The organism is Streptomyces daghestanicus, from assembly GCF_020521275.1.
Taxonomy (GTDB): domain Bacteria; phylum Actinomycetota; class Actinomycetes; order Streptomycetales; family Streptomycetaceae; genus Streptomyces; species Streptomyces griseoviridis.
This window is the reverse complement of sequence record NZ_BNDX01000007.1, coordinates 401,428-420,449: the sequence shown is the minus strand read 5'-3', so window position 1 is coordinate 420,449 and position 19,022 is coordinate 401,428. Positions and strand designations below refer to the sequence as shown.

Below are 19,022 nucleotides of genomic sequence, written 5' to 3'. Positions count from 1 at the left end.
AGACGATGCAGACCTTCCTCCCCCACCCCGACTTCTGTGCCACCGCCCTCGCCCTGGACCGCCGCCGGCTCGGCAAACAGCGGGTCGAAACGCTCCAGGTGCTGCGCGGCCTGACCGTTCCCGGCTACGGCTGGCGCCACCACCCGGCGGTGAAGATGTGGCGCGGCTACGAGGAGGCCCTGGTCCGCTACGGCCTGGAGATCTGCCGCGTCTGGCGTGACCAGGGACACCAGGACAGCGTCGCCGCCTCCCTCGTCGCCGGGCTCGCCGCGCTGCGGCCCGGCGCGCCGGTGCGCGGTCAGGCGGACCTGGCGGACGCCGGCGAACTGCCGCCCTGGCTCGGTGACGAGGCGTTCCACCTGAGCCACCGCTCCGCCCTGGTCCGCAAGGACCCCGGGACCTACGCCGCCCTGTTCCCCGACGCCCCCGACGACCTGCCCTACGTATGGCCGGACTCCGACCGCGAGGGCCTTCTATAGGCTGATCACGTGGCGAGTGCGCAGGACCGGGACGGCCGGGAACGACAGCGGGGGACGCACGGGGCGGCGGACGGGCCGGGACCCGGCACCGACCTGCAGAGCTTCGCCGTACTCCTGCGCCGGATGAACGGCGAGATCAACCGGCTGGCGCACGGTTTCGCCGGCGACCAGGGGCTGCACGCCACGGACGTCGCGGCGCTCGCGGCGATCCTCGACGCCGAGGAGCCGATGACACCGGGGCGGCTGCGCGAGCACCTGGGCCTCACCTCCGGCGCCGTGACCGCCTGCGTGGACCGGCTGGAGCGCGCCGGGCACATCCGCCGGGTACGGGAGAGCGCCGACCGCAGGGTCGTCCACCTCCGCTACGCTGCCGACGCGATGGCCGCGGCCCGCGCCTACTTCCGGCCGCTGGCCGAGGCGACCGAGTCCGCCCGCAGCCGCTTCACCGACGACGAGCTGGCGACGGTGGCCCGCTTCCTCGGCGCGCTGAACGAGGAGATGTCCCTGCTCGGGCCCACCGGGCGCTGACTGCGCCGAACGGGTGCATCCGGGGACCGGGTGCGGGCAGAAGGACGGGCGTCGACTACGATCACCCAAAACTATCTTGATGATTGAGATTGTTTTTCATTGAGATAGTCGTCCGAGTCCACCGTGCCAGCTCCGCCACCGATGGAGAGTCATGCCCGTCACCGCACGCCGCGCCCGCTGGGTCCGGCTGCTGCTGCCCGCCCTGCTGCTGATCGCCTGGCTGGGCGTCGGCGGCACCACCGGCCCGTTCGCCGGACGCCTCGGCGAGGTCGCCACCAACGACCAGGCCGCCTTCCTGCCCCGCAGCGCCGAGTCGACCGAGGTGATCGACGAACAGAAGGCCTTCCAGCAGGACGAGACGCTGCCCGCGATCGTCGTCTGGACCGCCGACGGCGGCGACGGCCAGGTCCGCGACCGGCAGGGGGCGGCCACCGAGGCGCTCGCCTCGCTCAGGGGAGCTTCCGGCGTGGCCGGTGAGGTGTCGCCCGCCGTCGTCTCCGAGGACGGGAAGGCGCTGCAGGGCGTCGTCCCGCTGCGGCCCGGCCTCGGGGACGGGCTCGCCGACGCCCTCGACCGCATCCGGGACACCGCGGCGAAGGTCCCCGGCACCCAGGTCGGCATCGCCGGACCCGCCGCCAGCCAGGCCGACCTGTCCGACGCCTTCGCCGGCATCGACGGCCTGCTGCTCCTGGTGGCGCTGGCCGCCGTCCTCGTCATCCTGCTGCTGGTCTACCGCAGCGTGCTGCTGCCGTTCGTCGTCATCCTCGGCGCGGTCTTCGCCCTCGGCGTCGCCTGCGCGCTCGTCTACGTCCTCGCCGACCACGACGTCGTCCGCGTCGACGGCCAGGTCCAGGGCATCCTCTCCATCCTCGTCATCGGCGCCGCCACCGACTACGCCCTGCTGCTGACCGCCCGCTACCGCGAGGAACTCGCCCACCGCGCCGACCGGTTCACCGCGATGCGCGCCGCGCTCAAAGAGTCCTGGGGCGCCGTCGTGGCCAGCGCCGCCACCGTCGCCCTCGGCCTGCTCGCCCTGCTGCTGAGCGACCTGACCAACAACCGCGCCCTCGGCCCGGTCGGCGCCATCGGCATCGTGTGCGCCGTCCTGACCACCCTCACCTTCCTGCCCGCCGTCCTGGTGCTGCTCGGCCGCGCCGCCTACTGGCCCGCCAGGCCCCGCACCGCCGAGGAACGCCGGGGCGTCTGGCACCGGGTCGCGGACCTCGTGGACCGCGCGCCCCGCAAGGTCTGGGCCGTCTCCCTGGTCTGCCTGCTGGCCGCCGCCGCCTTCGCGCCGTCCCTCGCCTCCAAGGGCGTACCGCTGGACGAGACCTTCGTCGGCGAGGCGCGGTCGGTGCAGGCCCAGCGCACCCTCGGCGCCCACTTCCCCGGCGGCTCCGGCAACCCCGCGATCGTCCTCGCCGCCGCCGACCGCGCCGACCAGGTCGTCGCCGCCGCCGAGAAGACCGACGGGGTCGCCTCGGCCGCGCCGGTCACCGCCTCCGGACGGCCCGGCGGGGGCGAGCCGCTCACCGTCGACGGCCGGGTCCGCGTCGACGTCACCCTGAGCGCCGCCGCCGACAGCGACGCCGCCAAGGACTCCGTCGCCCGGCTGCGCGCCGCCCTGCACGCCGTGCCCGGCGCCGACGCCAAGGTCGGCGGCTACACCGCCCAGCAGTACGACACCCTGCGCACCGCCGAGCGGGACCGCACGCTCATCGTCCCCGTCGTCCTCGCCATCATCTTCGTCATCCTCGTCGCGCTGCTGCGCTCCCTGCTGCTCCCGGCGCTGCTGGTGCTCACCGTGGCGCTGAACTTCCTCGCCACCCTCGGCGTCTCCGCGCTGGTCTTCCCGCACCTCTTCGGCTTCACCGGCACCGATCCGTCCGTGCCGCTGTACGGGTTCGTGTTCCTGGTCGCCCTCGGCGTGGACTACAACATCTTCCTGATGTCCCGGGTCCGGGAGGAGTCCCTGCGCCACGGCGTCCGCCAGGGCATCCTGCGGGGCCTGGTCACCACCGGCGGGGTGATCACCTCCGCGGGCGTGGTGCTCGCCGCCACCTTCGCCGCGCTCGGGGTGATCCCGCTCGCCTTCCTGGTGCAGATCGCCTTCATCGTCGCCTTCGGCGTGCTGCTCGACACCCTGGTGGTGCGGTCCCTGCTGGTGCCCGCGCTGGCCCGGGACATCGGCCGCCGGGTGTGGTGGCCGGGGCGGCTGAGCCGCGACTGACGCTCAGCGCGTCGCGGACCGCTCCTCGGCGAAGTCGTAGAGCTGCTCGGAGGTGGTGATCAGCTCCTGCTGTTCCGCGCGGGAGCCGACCATCGGCTGGGAGCCGCGCAGCGGCACCTGGGCGCTCTCCGGGAGGAACCTGACGGTGATCAGGCCGATGACACCGGCCACCACCAGATAGTAGGCGGGCACCAGGTCGTTGCCGGTGGCGTTCACCAGCGCCTCGGTGAACAGCGGCGTGGTGCCGCCGAACGCGGCGACGGCGAAGTTGAAGCCGATGCCCATCGCGGCGTAGCGCACGGCGGTCGGGAAGAGGGCGGGCAGCGTGGCGGCGCTCGGCGCGGCGAAGCAGGCCAGCAGGGTGGAGAGCAGCAGCACCCCGAGCACCGGGGCCACCGTGCCGTCCGACTTCAGCAGCAGGAACGCCGGCACGGCCAGCACGATCATCGCCGCCGCGCCGACCGCGTACAGCGGACGCCGCCCGACCCGGTCGCTGAGCCGCCCGAGGAAGGTGATCAGCAGCACGATCCACAGCATGCCGACGAGGACCAGGAGGTCGGCGAAGCCGGTGGAGCGGCCCAGGGTCTCGGTCTGATAGGTCGGCAGGTACCCGGTCACCATGTAGTTGGTGACGTTGTACAGCAGTACCAGGCCCATGCAGATCAGCAGCGGCCGCCAGTACTTCCTCACGATCGTCCGCAGCTCACTGCCGGCCGACTCCTGGGCCATGTGCTTCTCGTGTTCGTCGAGCTGCTGCTGGAAGGCGGGGGACTCCTCCAGCTTCAGCCGCATGTACAGCCCGATCACGCCCAGCGGACCGGCGATCAGGAAGGGCAGCCGCCAGCCCCAGGAGAGCATCTGGTCGTCGCTCAGGGCGAGGTTCAGCACCGTCACCAGCGCCGAGCCCAGGGCGTAGCCGACGAAGGTGCCGAAGTCGAGCCAGCTGGAGAGGAAGCCGCGCCGGCGGTCGGGGGAGTACTCGGCGACGAAGGTGGTGGCGCCGCCGTACTCGCCGCCGGTGGAGAAGCCCTGGACCATCCGGGCGAGCAGCAGCAGGACCGGGGCGGCGATGCCGATGGTGTCGTAGCTCGGGATCAGACCGATGCAGAAGGTGCCGGCCGCCATCATGATCATGGTGGTGGCGAGCACCTTCTGCCGGCCGATGCGGTCGCCGAGCGGACCGAACACCAGGCCGCCCAGCGGCCGGACCACGAACGCCGCCGCGAAGGTGGCGAACGAGGAGATCAGCTGGGCGCCCGGGGAGGCGCCGGGGAAGAAGACCTTGCCGACGGTGGCGGCGAGATAGCTGTAGACGCCGAAGTCGAACCACTCCATGCAGTTGCCGAGCGCGGAGGCGCCGACCGCCCGCTTCAGCAGGGGACGCTCGACGACCTGGACGTCCTCCTCGCGGAACGCCCCCTCGTTCCGGCGCAGCCGGCGGGTCAGTTCCTCCCGGACCTGCCCCGGCATGTTCGCGACCGCTTTCTGCATCTTCATCCGCCCCAGAGGTCCCGACCCGCCGTCGGGCTCGGCGTCCACCACGCTGTCGCCTTCCTGTTCCGTCCCGGCTTTTGCCTACGCGAATTCTGTGCCGCACTGATCGTCCGGCGCACGCCGTGGCTGCTGCCCGGGTCCGCGCCCGCTCACACCGGCTGCCTGACAGGTCTGCCGCGAGGAGGATTGTCCGGTTCATAGAGAAAGATGAGGTATGCCGCTTGTGGGTTCCAGCGGGCCTTGCCTTCCGGCAAGCGCCACTCCGCGCACCGGCGCCACCGGCCCTCCGGCCGGGGCCCGGGGCCGGACGGAGGGCGCCCGGGCGTCCTCCGGCGGACGCGTTCCAAATCGGTGAAAAGAAACAGGCGTGTTCGAGTGAAGGCCGGGTACGCGCTCTGTTGTCGGCCCCACAGGGCCGGTACGCATACGAATGACTCGGGAGGGCGCGTGATGACGGCGGCGATGACGACGCGGAAGACGGACGTCGAGGGAGAAGCGGTCCGGCTGCCCCAGGTCGCCGACCCGTCGAAGGTGGCACCGAAGGACGCCCGGGAGCTGTCGCGGCTGTTCTTCGACCAGCTCGCGGTGCTGGAGGAGGGCACGCCCGAATACCAGTACGCCCGCAACACCCTGATCGAGATGAACATGTCCCTGGTGCGCTACGCCGCGTCCCGCTTCCGCAGCCGGGGCCCGGAGGAGCGCGAGGACATCGTCCAGGTCGGCATGATCGGCCTGATCAAGGCGATCGACCGGTTCGAGCTGACCCGTGAGGTCGAGTTCACCTCCTTCGCCGTGCCGTACATCGTCGGCGAGATCAAGCGCTTCTTCCGCGACACGTCCTGGGCCGTGCACGTGCCGCGCCGGCTCCAGGAGGCCCGGGTCGAGCTGGCCAAGGCCACCGACGAGCTGCGCAGCCGGCTGGGCCGCACGCCCACGGTCAAGGAGCTGGCCGAGCTGATGAGCCTGACGGAGGACGAGGTCGTGGAGGCGCGGCTCGCCGCCAACGGCTACAACTCCTCCTCGCTGGACGCGGCCCTCGGCGGCAGCGAGGACGGCGAGACCGTGCTGGCCGACTTCATCGGCACCGAGGACACGGCCCTCGAACTGGTCGAGGACTTCCACGCGCTGGCCCCGCTCATCGCGGAACTCGGCGAGCGCGACCGCCAGATCATCCACATGCGGTTCGTGGAGGAGATGACCCAGGCGCAGATCGGTGAGCGCCTCGGCGTCTCGCAGATGCACGTCTCCCGGCTGCTGTCGCGCACGCTGGCGCGGCTGCGGGAGGGCATGCTCACCACCAAGTGACCCCGCTCACGGCGAGAGCCGGTGGCCGCCACGGCCACCGGCTCTCGCCGTGTCGTGCTCCGGGTCAGGGCTGGAGCGGCAGGGTCCGGCAGTCCGAGGCGGCGGGCTTGCCCGCGAGCCGGTCGGTGAGCCAGGAGATGGCCTCGCCCTGGTCGGCGAGGAGCGCCCCGAAGTGGTTGACCAGCTTGTCGCCGACGTTCGGGAGCAGCACCGGCTCGTAGTCGACCTGTCCGCCCAGGGCGCACCAGTCGGCCGCCATCTCGCGGCTCTGGCGGTGCGGGACCAGGTTGTCGCTGGTGCCGGTCGCCACCCGGACCGGGCCGGCCGGCTTCAGGCGGCCGATGCGCTGCTCGGCCAGGAACTCCTGGAGCGCGGGTTCGGCGCGGATGATGTCGCCGAGCGACTGCCCGGTGGTGGTCCAGGCCGAACTCCGGGCGAAGGCGTAGCCGAACAGGGCGTCGCCGACGCACATCGTCGACAGGTCCGCCAGCGCCTCCCGGCCCTTCTGGTTGACGTACTTGTCCGCGATGGGCCGCAGTGCCGGCTCGGTCTGCAGGAACCCGTTGAGGGACCAGCCGAGCGCTCCCGCGAGGTCGCTGCCGTCGATCGCCTCGGTGACCTCGGTGAGGTCGGCGGGCGCGGCACCCGAGTAGGTGCCGGACAGCTTGACGTCGGGGGCGTAGGAGGGCTGGAGTTCGGCGGCGGCGGCCGTCGCCCCGCCGCCCTGGCTGTAGCCGAACAGCCCCACCGGGGACTCGGCGGTGACGGACGCGCTCTCCAGGGACCGGGCGGCCCGTACGGCGTCCAGCACCGCGTGCCCCTCGTCGACGCGGTTGACGTAGGTGTGCAGCCGGTCGGTGGCGCCGAGACCGGCGTAGTCGGTGACGACGACCGCGACGCCGCGGGCCAGCAGGCGGTAGACGGACAGGTCCTCGTAGCCGACCGAGACCGTCTCGCCGTTGAGGCGCAGGGGGTGCTCCAGGCCCAGCGAGGCGGCGCACTGGTCGCCCTGGCCCATGGTGCCGGGGGCGACGACGACCAGCGGGCGCGGTCCGCCGCCGCGCCAGGTGGCGGTCGGCTCGATGTAGGCGCCGGTCACGGCGACCGGGCCGCCGCCCGCGTCCGTGGACTTGTACATCAGCCGGGTCGCCCGGCCGGGCAGCGGGCCGCCGATGCTGGGCAGGCTGAGGGCCAGCTTCAGCGGCTCGCTGCGCACCAGCGTGCCGTCGGCCTCGGGGAGCGTGGACGGCGGGGTGTAGAAGGCGGGTATCTCCACGCCGCGGGAGATCACGGAGGCCGCGTCGCCGGCCGCGGCGGCCGGTACGGCCTGGGCGCCCAGGGCGAGGGCGGCGGCGATCGACGCGGCGAGCAGGGCGGGACGTGCGGGGCGTGCGGGCATGGCGAACCTCCTGGCGATGGTGCTCGCGCTGCTGCTGACGGGACGACCGGACCGTACCGGGCTCGGGGTTACCGTGGGTAGCACCCGGCTTATTACGGTTCAGTAACTTGACTCCGCTTCTAATAACGCGCGGGGGACGCGCCCCGGGCGCCGGGGTGCCCGCGCCCCCGGCGCCCGTGCCCCAGGCGCCCGTGCCTCAGCGGCGGCTGCGGACCAGCAGGTAGAGGAAGTACGGCGTGCCGATGACCGCCGTCATCAGGCCGGCACCGAGCTGGGCCGGCGCGATCACCGTGCGCCCCAGCAGATCGGCCGTGCCGACCAGGGCGGCGCCCAGCAGGACCGCCACCGGCACCACCCGCACGTGCCGGCGCCCCACCAGGGCGCGGGCCGCGTGCGGGGCGACCAGGCCGACGAAGCCGATGGTGCCCGCGCAGGCCACGGCGGTCGCGCTGAGCAGGACGCCCACCACGAGGAAGCCCAGCCGTCCCGGCGCCAGCCGCAGGCCGAGCAGCCGCGGGGTGTCCTCGTCCAGCGACACCAGGTCCAGCTCGGTGCGCCGGACCACGGCGAACACCAGGCCGGCCACCAGGACCAGCGCCACCGGCACCACGTCCGGCAGGGAACGGCCGTAGGTCGAACCCGACAGCCAGGTCAGCGCCTTGGTCGCGTTGAACGGGTCGGTGAGCACGATCAGCAGGCTGATCACCGCCGTCGTCCCCGAGGCGACACCGATGCCGACCAGGACCAGCCGGTTCTGCCGGAACCCGCCGCGCGCGGCGAGCCCGAAGACGACCACCGCGGTGACCCCGGCCCCCGCGAACGCCGCCCCGGCGATGCCCCAGCCGCCGGCCGTGGGCACGGTCGTCACCAGCAGGACGGCGCCGAGCGCCGCACCGCCGGAGACGCCCAGGACGCTGGGGTCGGCCAGCGGGTTGCGGGTGACGGCCTGCACCAGCGTGCCCGACAGGGCGAGGGCGGCACCGGCCGCGAGCGCCGCCAGGACCCGCGGCACCCGGGTGTCCAGCACGAAGGAGACGGCCCGCCCGGCCCGCCCCTGGAGCCAGTTCGAGACATCGCCGAGGAGCAGGGTGCTGTCGCCGACCAGCACACCCGCGACCGTGACGCCGGCGAGGACGACGACGAGGACGGCGACCGTGGCGAGGAACGCCGCCCGGCTCGGGACGCGCAGCCGGTCCGGCGCACCGGCACCGGAGGTGTCCCGCAGCCGGATCGCCATCCCGACCAGGAACACGGCGCCGACCAGGCTGGTGACCGTGCCCGTGGGCACCGCCACCGACACGTCCCGCGGCAGCAGCGCCCGCAGCAGCACGTCCGAGCCGAGCACCAGCGCCGCGCCGGTCAGCGCGGCGGCGGGCAGGCTGCCGCGCGAGCGCGCGAAGCCCCGGAAGCGGCGGGACAGCGGCCGCACCAGCGCGGGCGCGCACAGGCCGACGAAGCCGATCGGCCCGGCGAGGGTGACCGCCGCCGCGGAGAGCAGCGCGGCCAGCACCACGACCGTGACGCGGGTGGCCCGCACCGGCACGCCCAGACCGCGCGCGGCGTCGTCGCCGAGGGCGAGCGCGTCGATCCGCCGGGCCGTCAGCAGCAGCCCGGCCAGGCCGATCACGACGACGGGCAGCGTCTGCAGCACGCCGTCGAAGCCGTTCTGGCTGATGCTGCCCTCGTTCCACTGGAAGAGGCCCTCGGTGCGCTCGGGGAAGAGCAGCAGCAGTCCCTGGGTGAGGGAGTTGAGGCCCAGCATCAGCGCGGTGCCGGCCAGCACCAGCCGGACGGTGCCGGTGCCGAGCCCGGACAGGCCGAGGACGACGGCCGCCGCCGCCAGTCCGCCGGCGAAGGCGACGCCGGCGGAGGCGAACAGCGGCAGCGACAGGCCGGTGGCCCCGGCCACCCCGAGCGCCAGATAGGAACCGGCGTTCACGGCCAGGGTGTCGGGGGAGGCCAGGACATTGCGGCTGACGGCCTGGAGGACGCCGCCGGCGACGCCGAGGGCGGCGCCCACGAGCAGTCCCGCGGCGGCCCGGGGCAGCCGCGAGGCGATCACGACCGAGGCGTCGGACGGGTCGGCCTGCCCGACCAGGGCCTTCCAGACCGCGCCCGGACCGACGTCCGCGGTGCCCTGGGTGACGTCCCAGACGGCCAGCGCGGCGACCAGGACGACGAGTGCGGCCGTCACCGCGGCCGCGCCCGGCCGGGACATGGGCGCCGCCGACGGGCGGGTGGCGGGTTTCGTGGCGGTGACGGCCATGGCCTCGCTACTTCGTCAGCGCGGCGACGACGGAGTCGATGTACGCCGACATCGAAGCGGGTCCGCCGAACATCCAGATGCCGTCGTCCAGCCGGTGCACGGTGCCGGACTTCACGAACGGCAGGGACTTCCACACCGAGTTCTTGGCCAGCGCCCCGGCGAACGGCGTGGCGCTCTCGTCCTCGTCGTTGCCGATGTACGCGAAGTGCGTGTCGTCGGGCAGGCCGGTCAGGCCCTCGACGTCGGTCGAGCCGAGGCCGTACGCGGCGTCACCCTTGACGGTCCAGGCGTTCTTCAGGCCGATCGCCTCGCTGACCTCGCCGATGAGGGAGGTGGCGGTGTACGGGCGGACGGTCACCTGGTTGGAGGCGACGTAGCCGTCCGCGAAGGCGTAGTCGGCGCCGGCCAGGCCGGCGCCGGCGAGGGCCTTCTTGCCCTCGGCGACCTTCGCCTCGAAGTCCTCGCGGACCGACTCGGCCTGGTCGGTGGTGCCGGTGGCCTTCGCGATGAGGTCGACGTTCGCCAGCATCTGGTCGATCTGGCCGGTGCCGTCGGCGGACTTCACCGAGAGCACCGGGGCGATCTTCTTGAGCTGCTTGACGGCGGAGGCCGGCAGGTCGGTGGTGGCGACGATGAGGTCCGGCGCGATCGCGGCGACGGTGTCGGTGCTCGGCTCGCCGCGGGTGCCGATGTCCTTGGGGGAGTTGGTCAGCGGGGCCGACGTGTCCCACGTCGTGTAGCCCTTGACGTCGGCGACGCCGGCCGGCTTCACGCCGAGCGAGACGAGGCTCTCGACGACGTTCCACTCGGTGGCGACGACCTTGGTGGCCGGGCCGTCGAGCTTCACCTTCGCGCCCGTGCCGTCCGTGAGGGTGATGGCCTCGGAGGACTTCTCGGAGCCGCTGTCGGCGGCCGGCTCGGTGGAGCCGCAGGCGGCGAGGGTGAGCGCCGCGGCGGTGGTGGCGGCCGCGGTGAGGAGAGCGCGTCTCATGAGGTGGTGCCGAGCCTTTCACGTCGGGTGTGGTGGCGGCCGATCGGGCGGGTGCGCAGCCGGCCGGTGAGGGGGTCGGTGTCGACCTCGATGCGGATGCCGTAGACGGCGGTGAGCCGCTCGGGGGTCAGGACGTCCTCGGGTGGACCGTCGGCGACGATCCGGCCCGCTTCGAGCAGGGTGACCCGGTCGGCGACGGCCGCCGCCTGGTCGAGGTCGTGCAGGACGACGCCGACGGCGATGCCGTGGTCGTCGGCCAGGTCGCGGATGAGATCGAGGAGTTCGACCTGGTAGCGCAGGTCGAGGTAGGTGGTCGGTTCGTCCAGCAGCAGGACGCCGGTCTCCTGGGCGAGACAGCTCGCGAGCCAGACCCGCTGCAACTGCCCGCCGGAGAGGTGGTCGGCGCCGCGTCCGGCCAGCTCCGTCACCCCGGTCAGGGCCAGCGCCCGGTCGACGGCGGCCGGGCCGTCCGGGTCCGCCCGGCCCCAGCGCCCCCGGTACGGGTAGCGGCCGAACTCGACCACGTCCCGCACCGTCAGACCGCCCGGGGTGGGCCGGCCCTGGGTCAGCAGCGCCACGTACCGCGAGAACTCACGGGACGTCAGGGCCAGGCCGTCGGTGTCGCCGTCGATCCGCACGGTGGCGGTGCGCGGGCGCTGCAACCGGGCGATCGTGCGCAGCAGCGTGGATTTGCCGCTGCCGTTCGGACCGACCAGGACGGTCACCTCGCCGGGCCGGAGGCCGACCGACGCGCCGTGGACGACGTCGACGCCGTCGTAGGCGACGGTCACGTCCGTGGCCGTCAGCTCATGGCCGCGCAGCCGCACGGTTTCGGCCACTTCTTCACCAGATCTCACGAGGCGAAGGTTAGCCTAACCTAAAAAGTGCTGGTAGTGCCGGGGTGCCGTCGGTCCCCGGGGGTGCTCAACCGGCCTGCCAGGACTCCGGCTTCCACAGTCCCGCGCGGTTCAGCGACGCCGGGCAGTGCAGGTAGATCTCGTCGATGTCCAGCACGATCGCCAGCGCGGGCCGCTTCCCGCCCTGGGCCATCGCGTCGAAGAACGGCGCGTCGGTCAGGATGCGGGCCCGGCCGTTGATCCGCAGCACCTGCTTGCCGCCCGGTATCAGGTACAGCAGCCCGGCGCGGGGGTTGGCCAGAATGTTGTGGAAGCTGTCCCCGCGCCGGTTCCCCGGCCGGTCCGGCAGCGCGATCCGGCCGGGTCCGAGGACATGGGTGAAACCGGGCGCGTCCCCGCGCGGGGAGACGTCGCAGTTGCCGTCGGCGTCGGAGGTGCCCAGCAGGCAGAACGACGAGCGGGCCAGGATCTCCTGGTCCTCCTCCGTCAGCCGGCCGTGGACCTTGTCGATGACCAGCGGCCAGGGCTCACCGAGCAGTTCCCGCAGCTCGGCGGCCGAGGTCAGCTCGGTCCAGCCCGCTTCCGTGCCGGTGTCCGGCCGGTCGCCGGCGGTGTCGATCGTAAGCGGCAAGGCCGGCTCCCAGGGTGCGTCGTACGACGGGTAGTTGCGTGTGAAACGATATCTGATGTTAGGTTCGCCTTACTTATCGATCCGGAGGTGCCCCCTCCGGTGCGCGCGGCCCTTTCCGGGCCCGTTCAGCACGCCCTTCGAGGACCCGACCCGCCATGACCTCAGTCCCTTCCCTCCGGACCCTCCTCCGGTGAACGCTCCGCCAGCCGTCCGGCCCCGGGCCGACGAGGGGGCGCGGGCGGTCCTCGCCCGCCGGCACGGCGGCGCCGCCCTCGCCGCCGGGCTCTGCCTGCTCGCCGTCCTGCTGCTCGCCGCCCTCGTCCTCAGCCTGGCCGTGGGGTCGGGTCACGTCCCCCTGCGCGATGTCGTCCAGGGCGTCTTCGACCCGGACCGCTCGGTCCGCGCCCAGCTCGTCGTGCAGGAGGTACGGGTCCCGCGCACCCTCGCCGGACTGCTGGCCGGCGCCGCCCTCGGCCTCGCCGGCGCCGTGATGCAGGGCGTCACCCGCAACCCGCTCGCCGATCCCGGACTCCTCGGCGTGAACGCCGGCGCGTCCGTCGCCGTCGTCTTCGCGATGAGCGTGCTGTCACTGACCGCGCCCGAGCAGTACATCTGGTTCGGCTTCCTCGGCGCCTGCCTCGCCGCCCTCCTCGTCTACGGGGTCGCCGGGCTCGGCCGCGAGGGCGCCACACCGGTCAAACTCGCCCTCGCCGGGGCCGCCGCCACCGGGCTGCTGATCTCCCTCACCGACACCATGCTGCTCACCGACAGCCAGGCCTACGACCAGTACCGGTTCTGGCAGGTCGGCGCCCTCGACGGCCGTGACCTCGACGTCGTCCTCCAGGCGGCGCCGTTCATCGTGGTGGGCGGCGTGCTGGCGCTCGGCCTGGGACCCCGGCTCAACGGCCTCGCGCTCGGCGACGACCTCGCCCGCGCCCTCGGCCAGCGGGTCGGCGTCGCCCGCGCCCTCGGCGCCGTGAGCACCGTCCTGCTCTGCGGGGCCGCGACCGCCATCGCCGGACCCCTCGGCTTCGTCGGCCTCGCCGTGCCGCACGCGGTACGGATGTTCACCGGCCCCGACCACCGCTGGGTGCTGCCCTACAGCGCCCTGCTCGCGCCCGTGCTGCTGCTGGTCGCGGACGTCGTCGGCCGGGTGATCGCGCCGCCCGGCGAGGTCCAGGTCGGGGTCGTGACCGCCGCCGTGGGCTGTGTCCCGTTCATCCTGCTGGTCCGCCGGCGCGGTAAGGAGACGCTGTGAGCACCTCCCTGAGCGGTGTCCCGGCGCCCGCCGGGGCCGCCGCCGCGATCGGCCGGCTCCGGCGCGCGCGCAGGGCCCGCTTCGCCGCCGTCTGCGCCGGCCTGGCCCTCGCCGCGCTGGGCGCGCTGGTGCTCTCGCTGACCGTCGGCGACATCGACGTCCCCCTCGCGGACGTGCTGGCCGTCCTCACCGGCCGCGCGGACGCCGGCACCTGGTTCATCGTCGGTGAACTGCGGCTGCCCCGCGCGCTGCTCGCCCTCCTCGTCGGCCTCTGCTTCGGCCTGTCAGGTGCCGTCTTCCAGTCCCTGCTGCGCAACCCCCTGGCCAGCCCCGACGTCATCGGCGTCAGCTCCGGGGCGAGCGCGGGCGCGGTGCTCGCCTCCATGGCGTTCGGCCTGAGCGGACTGGCCATGTCGGGCAGCGCGCTGGTCGGCGCGCTCCTCGCGGGCACCCTCATCTACCTGCTGGCCTGGCGCGACGGCGTCAGCGGCAGCCGGTTCGTGCTCATCGGCATCGGCGTCGGCACCGGACTGATCAGCCTGCGCTCCTATCTGATGACCCGCGCGGAGGTCACCGAGGCCGCGAACGCCTTCGTCTGGCTGACCGGCAGCCTCAACGGCCGCTCCTGGGACCAGTTCCGGCCACTGCTCGGCTGCGCGGCCGTCCTCGTGCCGCTCACCCTGGCCGCCTCCCGGTACCTGGCGCCGCTCCAGCTCGGCGACGACGCGGCCGGCGGCCTCGGGGTCCGCGTCGAGCGCGGTCGGCTCGCCCTGCTGGCGAGCGCCACCGCGCTGGTCGGCGTCGCCACCGCCGCGGCCGGGCCCATCGGGTTCGTCGCCTTCGTCTGCCCGCCCATCGCCCGCCGCCTGGTCCCCGGCCAGGGCGCCGCGCTGCTGCCGTCCGCGCTGACCGGCGCCGCCCTGGTCTGCCTCGCCGACTTCGCCGCCCAGCACCTGCTGCCCGGCACCCAGCTGCCGGTGGGCGTGGTCACCAGCGTCATCGGGGCGCCGTACCTGCTCTGGCTGCTCGCCCGCGCGGGCCGGGCCGGGCGCGGCGGCTGACCGCGCCCCGCGAAGAAACCCGCCGTCCCCCTTTCCCGTCGACGTAGGAGAACTCCGGTGCCGTCCCAGCACACCCTTCAGACCCGCGGCCTCGGTCTCGGCTACGGGGAGCGCGAGATCATCTCCGGTCTCGACGTCGACCTGCCGCCCGGCCGGGTCACCGTCGTCGTCGGCCCGAACGCCTGCGGCAAGTCGACGCTGCTGCGCGCCATGGCCCGGCTGCTCGCCCCGACCGCCGGCGCCGTGCTGCTGGACGGCAAGGACATCCACCGCACCCCGCCCCGGCAGGTCGCCGCCACCCTCGGCATGCTCCCGCAGAGCCCGGTCGCCCCGGACGCCATCACCGTCGCCGACCTCGTCGGCCGGGGCCGCTACCCGCACCAGGGCTGGTTCCGCCGCTGGACCGCCGCCGACAGCGAGGGCGTCGCCGCGGCGATGCTCGCCACCGACGTCATGGACCTGGCCGACCGGTCCGTGGACGAACTCTCCGGCGGCCAGCGCCAGCGCGTGTGGATCGCCATGGCCCTCGCCCAGGAGACCGACATCCTCCTGCTCGACGAACCCACCACCTACCTCGACATCAGCCACCAGCTGGACGTCCTCGACCTCCTCACCGACCTCAACCGGGACCGCGGCGTCACCCTCGCCGTCGTCCTGCACGACCTCAACCTGGCCTGCCGCTACGCCGATCACCTGATCGCCATGAAGGCCGGCCGCGTCGTCGCCGAGGGCGCGCCCGCCGACATCGTCACCGAGTCCCTGGTGCGCGAGGTGTTCGGGCTGCGCTCGACGGTGGTCCCGGACCCCGCGTCCGGCACCCCCATGGTGGTCCCCCTCGGCCGCCACCACGTCCCCTCCCCGTGAACCGCACAGAAGGAACCCCCTCATGTCCCTCAGCTCCCCCTCCCGCCGGCGCCCCCGGCGCCTGGTCGCCCCGGCACTCGTCCTCTCCCTCGCCGGCGCCCTGACCGCCTGCGGCGGCGGCTCCTCCGCGGACGACTCCGCCTCCTCCTCCGACGCCTCGGCGAAGGCGTCCGCCGGTGCCTTCCCGGCCGAGGTCGCCACCAAGTTCGGCACCGTCACCGTCGACGAGCAGCCCAAGAGAGTCGTCGCGCTGGGCTGGGGCGACGCCGAGACCGCCCTCGCCCTCGGCGTGCAGCCCGTCGGCCAGAGCGACTGGCTCGCCTTCGGCGGCGACGGCGTCGGCCCCTGGGCCGAGGGCGAGTACGACAAGAGCCCCCAGAAGATCGGCACCCTGGAACCCGAGTACGAGAAGATCGCCGCGCTCAAGCCGGACCTGATCCTCGACACCAAGTCCAGCGGTGACCGGACCCGCTACGACACCCTCAGCAAGATCGCCCCGACCATCGGTGTGCCGAAGGGCGGCGAGCAGTACAAGATCGGCTGGAAGAAGCAGACCGAGATGATCTCCCAGGCGCTCGGCCTCGCCGACAAGGGCGAGAAGCTCATCGCCGACACCGAGGCCGAGTTCACCGCCGCCGCGAAGGAACACCCCGAGTTCAAGGGCAAGACGATCACGGTCGGCTCCCGCACCTCCAACGGCTGGGGCGCCTACGTCCGCGGCACCGACCGGGTCGGCTTCGTCGAGCAGCTCGGCTTCGAGAACAACCCGAAGGTCGAGGCGGAGGCCGGCGAGGGCTTCTCGGTGACCGTCTCCGAGGAGAACCTCCAGATGCTCGACGCCGACCTCGTGGTCATGGCGCCCATCGGCATCGACGCGGCCAGGATCTCCGGCGACGCGCTCTACAAGTCGCTGCCGGCGGTGAAGGCGGGCCACGACATCGTCTTCACCGACAAGAACATCAGCACCGCCTTCGCCACCAACTCGGTGCAGTCGGTCGGCTACGCACTGGACAAGGTCGTCCCGATGTTCGCCGACGCGCTGAAGTGAGGCATCCGGCGCCCCCGCCTCAGAACGCGTAGCGCACCCGCAGCCAGGGGGCGCGGGCGGTGATCAGGTCCCGCAGGGCCCCCACCGCCTCCGCCTTGACCTGGTTGCGGTAGCGGACGTTGAGCGCCCCGTTCTCGGAGCGCTTGGCCTGCTGGAGGTCCGGACGCCACAGCACCTCCTCGCCGCGCGGGTGCCAGCCGAGGTTCACCTCGTGCAGCTCCCGGTTGTGCGTCAGCATGATCACCTCGGCTGCGGCCTGCTCCTTCACCCGGGCCGGCAGGACGTCGTCGAGGTGGGTCAGCAGCTCCGCCCAGGCCTCCCGCCAGCCGGGCCGGACGACCACGGGGGAGAGGTTGAAGTGCACCTCGTACCCGGCGTCCAGGAAGTCCGCCGCGGCGGCGATCCGCTCGGCCACCGGGGAGGTGCGCAGGTCCAGCAGCCGGGAGTCCTCCGGCGGCATCACCGAGAAGCGGACCCGGGTCCGGCCGCGCGGGTCGAGGGCGAGCAGGTCGGGGTTGACGAACTTGGTCGCGAACGACGCCTTCGCGGCCGGCCAGCGCCGGAAGGCGTGCACCAGGTCCGCGGTGTTGTCGCTGATCAGGGCGTCCACCGAGCAGTCGCCGTTCTCGCCGATGTCGTACACCCACGCCTCGGGGTCGCACTGGTTCGGCTCCGGCTTCGGGCCCTGGCGGGCGATGTGCCGGCCGACGTGGGCGATGATCCGGTCGATGTTGGTGAAGACGGTGACCGGGTTGGCGTACCCCTTGCGCCGGGGGACGTAGCAGTAGGCGCAGGCCATCGCGCAGCCGTTGGAGGCGCCCGGCGCGATCCAGTCGGCGGAGCGGCCGTTGGGCCGGGTGGTGAGCGTCTTGCGTTCGCCGAGCACCAGTGTCTCGCCCTTGACCCGGACCCAGCGCTCGACCTTGCCCTCGTTGCCGTGCAGGCCGGGGATGCGCCAGTGGGAGCCGACCTCGATCAGCCGGGCGCCGGGGAAGCGCGCGAGGATCTGCCGGCCGCGCGGAGAGGCAGCCGCCGCGGGCTCGGCGTGGATCTCCCGCACGGGCAGCATGCGGCGGGCCGCGGGGGAGTCACGGAAGGACGGGCCCTCCTCGCGGGCGTCCACGAGGGCGTCGAGCCCGAACAGCGCGCCGGAGCCGTCGTCCGGGGGAAGGGACGGGTCGTGCATCGGTACTCCGGGGCGTGAGGTATGTCCGCATAAGGGCCGTCATCCCACTGTACGGGCACCGGCACCGGTGCCGTATGTCCCCGTGTTCCGGTCCCCGCCGGGGGCATACGGGTGACACGGCGCCGACCGGCGTCGCATCACCCCAGGAGGCCCCCGTGCTCGCCATCGTCGCAGCGGTTCTGTTCCTCATCGCCTTTCTGATCAACGCGGCGGACATCGCGACCAACGACATCTTCACGTCGGTCAACTTCATGCTCGTCGGGCTGGCCCTGCTGGCCCTGCACGTCGCGGGCATCGGCAGCGGCTGGGCGGCGCGCGGCCGCCGGCGCTGACGGCCCGGCGGCCGGCGGCGGTCAGGGGATGCGTGCGACCGCCGCGTAGATACCGCTCTCCTCCGGCTCGGGGCGCTCCTGCCCCGGGCCGGCCCACTCGGTGGCCGTGACCAGACCCGGCGGGAGCAGTTCGAGGCCGTCGAAGAAGCGGGCGACCTCGGCGCGGGTACGGAAGCCGAGACGGATGCCGCCCTTCGCGTACTGCTCGATGACCTGCTCGGCCAGCTCGGGGAAGAGGTCGATCGCCGCGTGCGAGAGCACCAGGTGGCTGCCGGACGGCAGGGTCTCCACCAGCCGCCGCACGATGCCGTGGGCGTCCTGGTCGTCGGGGACGAAGTGCATTAGGGCGATCAGCGACAGCGCGATCGGCCGGTCGAAGTCGAGTATGCCCCGGGCGTGCCGGACGATCTCCTCCGGGGAGCGCACATCGGCCTGGATGTAGTCCGTGGCGCCCTCGGGGCGGCTCACCAGCAGCGCCTCGGCGTGCCGCAGCACGATCGGGTCGTTGTCGGCGTACACCACCCGGGCCGTCGGCACCGTGCGCTGCACGATCTGGTGCAGGTTGGGCTCGGTGGGGATGCCCGTGCCGATGTCGAGGAACTGGTCGATGCCCTGGGCGGCGAGGTGGGCGACGGCACGGTTCATGAACGCCCGGTTCTGCCGGGCCGCGTCGTGCGCCTCCGGCGGCAGGGTCCTGCCGACCGCCTCGTCGACGGGATAGTTGTCCTTGCCGCCCAGCAGCCAGTCGTAGACGCGTGCGGGGTGGGCCTTGCTGGTGTCGATCTCCAGCCGGGAACTGTCCGTCGTCATGGCAGGCTCCGTCGTCCGGGGCGCGCGGTGTCGCACCTCGCGATCATCGTACTGCGACCGCCGACCCCCCGGCGCCCCAGGGGAGTTGGCGTATCCGGCGGTGCGGCGGCCAGCCGAGCGGCGGGGCCCGCGCGCCCTGCGACGAGGGGCGCGCGGGCCGGCCGTGCCAGGGCCGGTCGTTCGGATCACGCCGCGGACGCGGGGCCTGGTGCGCGCACCTGCCGCGTTGTCGTCACTCGCCGACGCTCCGCGTCGGCTCCCTCCTCCGCCTCGCATCCGCACG

General features: G+C 73.3%; 17 protein-coding genes. 9 read left to right on the top strand and 8 right to left on the bottom strand.

The window, feature by feature from the left end; translation table 11 throughout:
* Positions 1-5: 5 nt before the first annotated feature.
* The 3 genes from Sdagh_RS09190 (at position 6) to Sdagh_RS09180 (ending at position 3,237) form a co-directional block, all read left to right on the top strand.
* Entirely contained in the window at positions 6-479 is a 474-nt protein-coding gene (locus Sdagh_RS09190) for an MSMEG_6728 family protein (RefSeq protein WP_189424713.1), read from the top strand.
* A gap of 9 nt (positions 480-488) precedes the next feature.
* Entirely contained in the window at positions 489-1,007 is a 519-nt protein-coding gene (locus Sdagh_RS09185) for a MarR family winged helix-turn-helix transcriptional regulator (protein WP_226534902.1), read from the top strand.
* Positions 1,008-1,158: 151 nt separating this feature from the next.
* Positions 1,159-3,237, top strand: a complete 2,079-nt coding sequence (locus Sdagh_RS09180; protein ID WP_190078188.1) for an MMPL family transporter — start codon at positions 1,159-1,161, stop codon at positions 3,235-3,237.
* A 3-nt stretch (positions 3,238-3,240) separates the two neighbouring features.
* Here Sdagh_RS09180 and proP read toward each other — a convergent pair whose 3' ends face one another.
* Positions 3,241-4,728: a glycine betaine/L-proline transporter ProP gene (proP, locus tag Sdagh_RS09175; RefSeq protein ID WP_189424748.1), complete on the bottom strand. Its 1,488-nt coding sequence runs from the start codon at positions 4,726-4,728 to the stop codon at positions 3,241-3,243.
* Positions 4,729-5,193: 465 nt separating this feature from the next.
* Between proP and Sdagh_RS09170 the strand changes: the two genes are divergently transcribed.
* Positions 5,194-6,036, top strand: a complete 843-nt coding sequence (locus Sdagh_RS09170; RefSeq protein ID WP_189424709.1) for an RNA polymerase sigma factor SigF — start codon at positions 5,194-5,196, stop codon at positions 6,034-6,036.
* 64 nt (positions 6,037-6,100) lie between these two features.
* Here the strand turns inward: Sdagh_RS09170 and Sdagh_RS09165 are convergent, their stop codons facing one another.
* The 5 genes from Sdagh_RS09165 to Sdagh_RS09145 all read right to left on the bottom strand — a co-directional run bounded on the left by Sdagh_RS09165 (position 6,101) and on the right by Sdagh_RS09145 (position 12,180).
* Complete coding sequence (locus tag Sdagh_RS09165; RefSeq protein WP_190011883.1) at positions 6,101-7,435, bottom strand: lipase family protein; 1,335 nt, start codon at positions 7,433-7,435, stop codon at positions 6,101-6,103.
* Between the two features lie 196 nt (positions 7,436-7,631).
* Entirely contained in the window at positions 7,632-9,701 is a 2,070-nt protein-coding gene (locus Sdagh_RS09160) for an iron ABC transporter permease (protein WP_189424705.1), read from the bottom strand.
* Between the two features lie 7 nt (positions 9,702-9,708).
* Complete coding sequence (locus Sdagh_RS09155; protein ID WP_189424703.1) at positions 9,709-10,692, bottom strand: iron-siderophore ABC transporter substrate-binding protein; 984 nt, start codon at positions 10,690-10,692, stop codon at positions 9,709-9,711.
* Positions 10,689-11,549, bottom strand: a complete 861-nt coding sequence (locus Sdagh_RS09150; protein ID WP_189424700.1) for an ABC transporter ATP-binding protein — start codon at positions 11,547-11,549, stop codon at positions 10,689-10,691. Before Sdagh_RS09150 ends, Sdagh_RS09155 begins: the two co-directional genes overlap by 4 nt.
* Positions 11,550-11,616: 67 nt before the next feature.
* A complete protein-coding gene (locus tag Sdagh_RS09145) occupies positions 11,617-12,180 on the bottom strand; it encodes an MSMEG_1061 family FMN-dependent PPOX-type flavoprotein (RefSeq protein WP_189424698.1) in 564 nt (187 codons plus the stop codon).
* 55 nt (positions 12,181-12,235) lie between these two features.
* Here Sdagh_RS09145 and Sdagh_RS09140 point away from each other — a divergent pair, with 55 nt between their 5' ends.
* Genes Sdagh_RS09140 through Sdagh_RS09125 form a run of 4 tightly spaced genes read left to right on the top strand, consistent with a single transcriptional unit; the run spans position 12,236 to position 16,411 of the window.
* A complete protein-coding gene (locus Sdagh_RS09140; RefSeq protein ID WP_189424746.1) occupies positions 12,236-13,438 on the top strand; it encodes a FecCD family ABC transporter permease in 1,203 nt (400 codons plus the stop codon).
* On the top strand, positions 13,435-14,499 hold the full coding sequence (locus Sdagh_RS09135) for a FecCD family ABC transporter permease (protein ID WP_189424696.1): 1,065 nt from the start codon (positions 13,435-13,437) through the stop codon (positions 14,497-14,499). Before Sdagh_RS09140 ends, Sdagh_RS09135 begins: the two co-directional genes overlap by 4 nt.
* A 57-nt stretch (positions 14,500-14,556) precedes the next feature.
* Positions 14,557-15,363 (top strand): ABC transporter ATP-binding protein, encoded by an 807-nt coding sequence (locus Sdagh_RS09130; protein ID WP_189424694.1) that lies wholly within the window; start codon positions 14,557-14,559, stop codon positions 15,361-15,363.
* A 22-nt stretch (positions 15,364-15,385) separates the two neighbouring features.
* Positions 15,386-16,411 (top strand): iron-siderophore ABC transporter substrate-binding protein, encoded by a 1,026-nt coding sequence (locus tag Sdagh_RS09125; protein WP_190078189.1) that lies wholly within the window; start codon positions 15,386-15,388, stop codon positions 16,409-16,411.
* 19 nt (positions 16,412-16,430) lie between these two features.
* On the opposite strand, the gene Sdagh_RS09120 is transcribed toward Sdagh_RS09125, so the two are convergent.
* Entirely contained in the window at positions 16,431-17,597 is a 1,167-nt protein-coding gene (locus Sdagh_RS09120) for a spore photoproduct lyase family protein (protein ID WP_189424690.1), read from the bottom strand.
* A gap of 155 nt (positions 17,598-17,752) precedes the next feature.
* Here Sdagh_RS09120 and Sdagh_RS09115 point away from each other — a divergent pair, with 155 nt between their 5' ends.
* Positions 17,753-17,929 (top strand): hypothetical protein, encoded by a 177-nt coding sequence (locus Sdagh_RS09115; RefSeq protein ID WP_189424688.1) that lies wholly within the window; start codon positions 17,753-17,755, stop codon positions 17,927-17,929.
* Between the two features lie 21 nt (positions 17,930-17,950).
* On the opposite strand, the gene Sdagh_RS09110 is transcribed toward Sdagh_RS09115, so the two are convergent.
* Positions 17,951-18,739 carry an SAM-dependent methyltransferase gene (locus tag Sdagh_RS09110; RefSeq protein ID WP_189424686.1) on the bottom strand — a complete coding sequence of 263 codons (789 nt, stop codon included), beginning with the start codon at positions 18,737-18,739 and terminating at the stop codon, positions 17,951-17,953.
* Between the last annotated feature and the right edge of the window lie 283 nt (positions 18,740-19,022).

Excerpts from the sequence above, each read along its gene's own strand:
- Sdagh_RS09190 (WP_189424713.1), top strand. The coding sequence starts at position 6 with ATGCAGACCTTCCTCCCCCACCCCGACTTCTGTGCCACCGCCCTCGCC.
- Sdagh_RS09180 (WP_190078188.1), top strand. The coding sequence starts at position 1,159 with ATGCCCGTCACCGCACGCCGCGCCCGCTGGGTCCGGCTGCTGCTGCCC.
- proP (WP_189424748.1), bottom strand. The coding sequence starts at position 4,728 with ATGCAGAAAGCGGTCGCGAACATGCCGGGGCAGGTCCGGGAGGAACTG.
- Sdagh_RS09170 (WP_189424709.1), top strand. The coding sequence starts at position 5,194 with ATGACGACGCGGAAGACGGACGTCGAGGGAGAAGCGGTCCGGCTGCCC.
- Sdagh_RS09165 (WP_190011883.1), bottom strand. The coding sequence starts at position 7,435 with ATGCCCGCACGCCCCGCACGTCCCGCCCTGCTCGCCGCGTCGATCGCC.
- Sdagh_RS09160 (WP_189424705.1), bottom strand. The coding sequence starts at position 9,701 with ATGGCCGTCACCGCCACGAAACCCGCCACCCGCCCGTCGGCGGCGCCC.
- Sdagh_RS09155 (WP_189424703.1), bottom strand. The coding sequence starts at position 10,692 with ATGAGACGCGCTCTCCTCACCGCGGCCGCCACCACCGCCGCGGCGCTC.
- Sdagh_RS09140 (WP_189424746.1), top strand. The coding sequence starts at position 12,236 with ATGTTAGGTTCGCCTTACTTATCGATCCGGAGGTGCCCCCTCCGGTGC.
- Sdagh_RS09125 (WP_190078189.1), top strand. The coding sequence starts at position 15,386 with ATGTCCCTCAGCTCCCCCTCCCGCCGGCGCCCCCGGCGCCTGGTCGCC.
- Sdagh_RS09120 (WP_189424690.1), bottom strand. The coding sequence starts at position 17,597 with ATGCACGACCCGTCCCTTCCCCCGGACGACGGCTCCGGCGCGCTGTTC.
- Sdagh_RS09110 (WP_189424686.1), bottom strand. The coding sequence starts at position 18,739 with ATGACGACGGACAGTTCCCGGCTGGAGATCGACACCAGCAAGGCCCAC.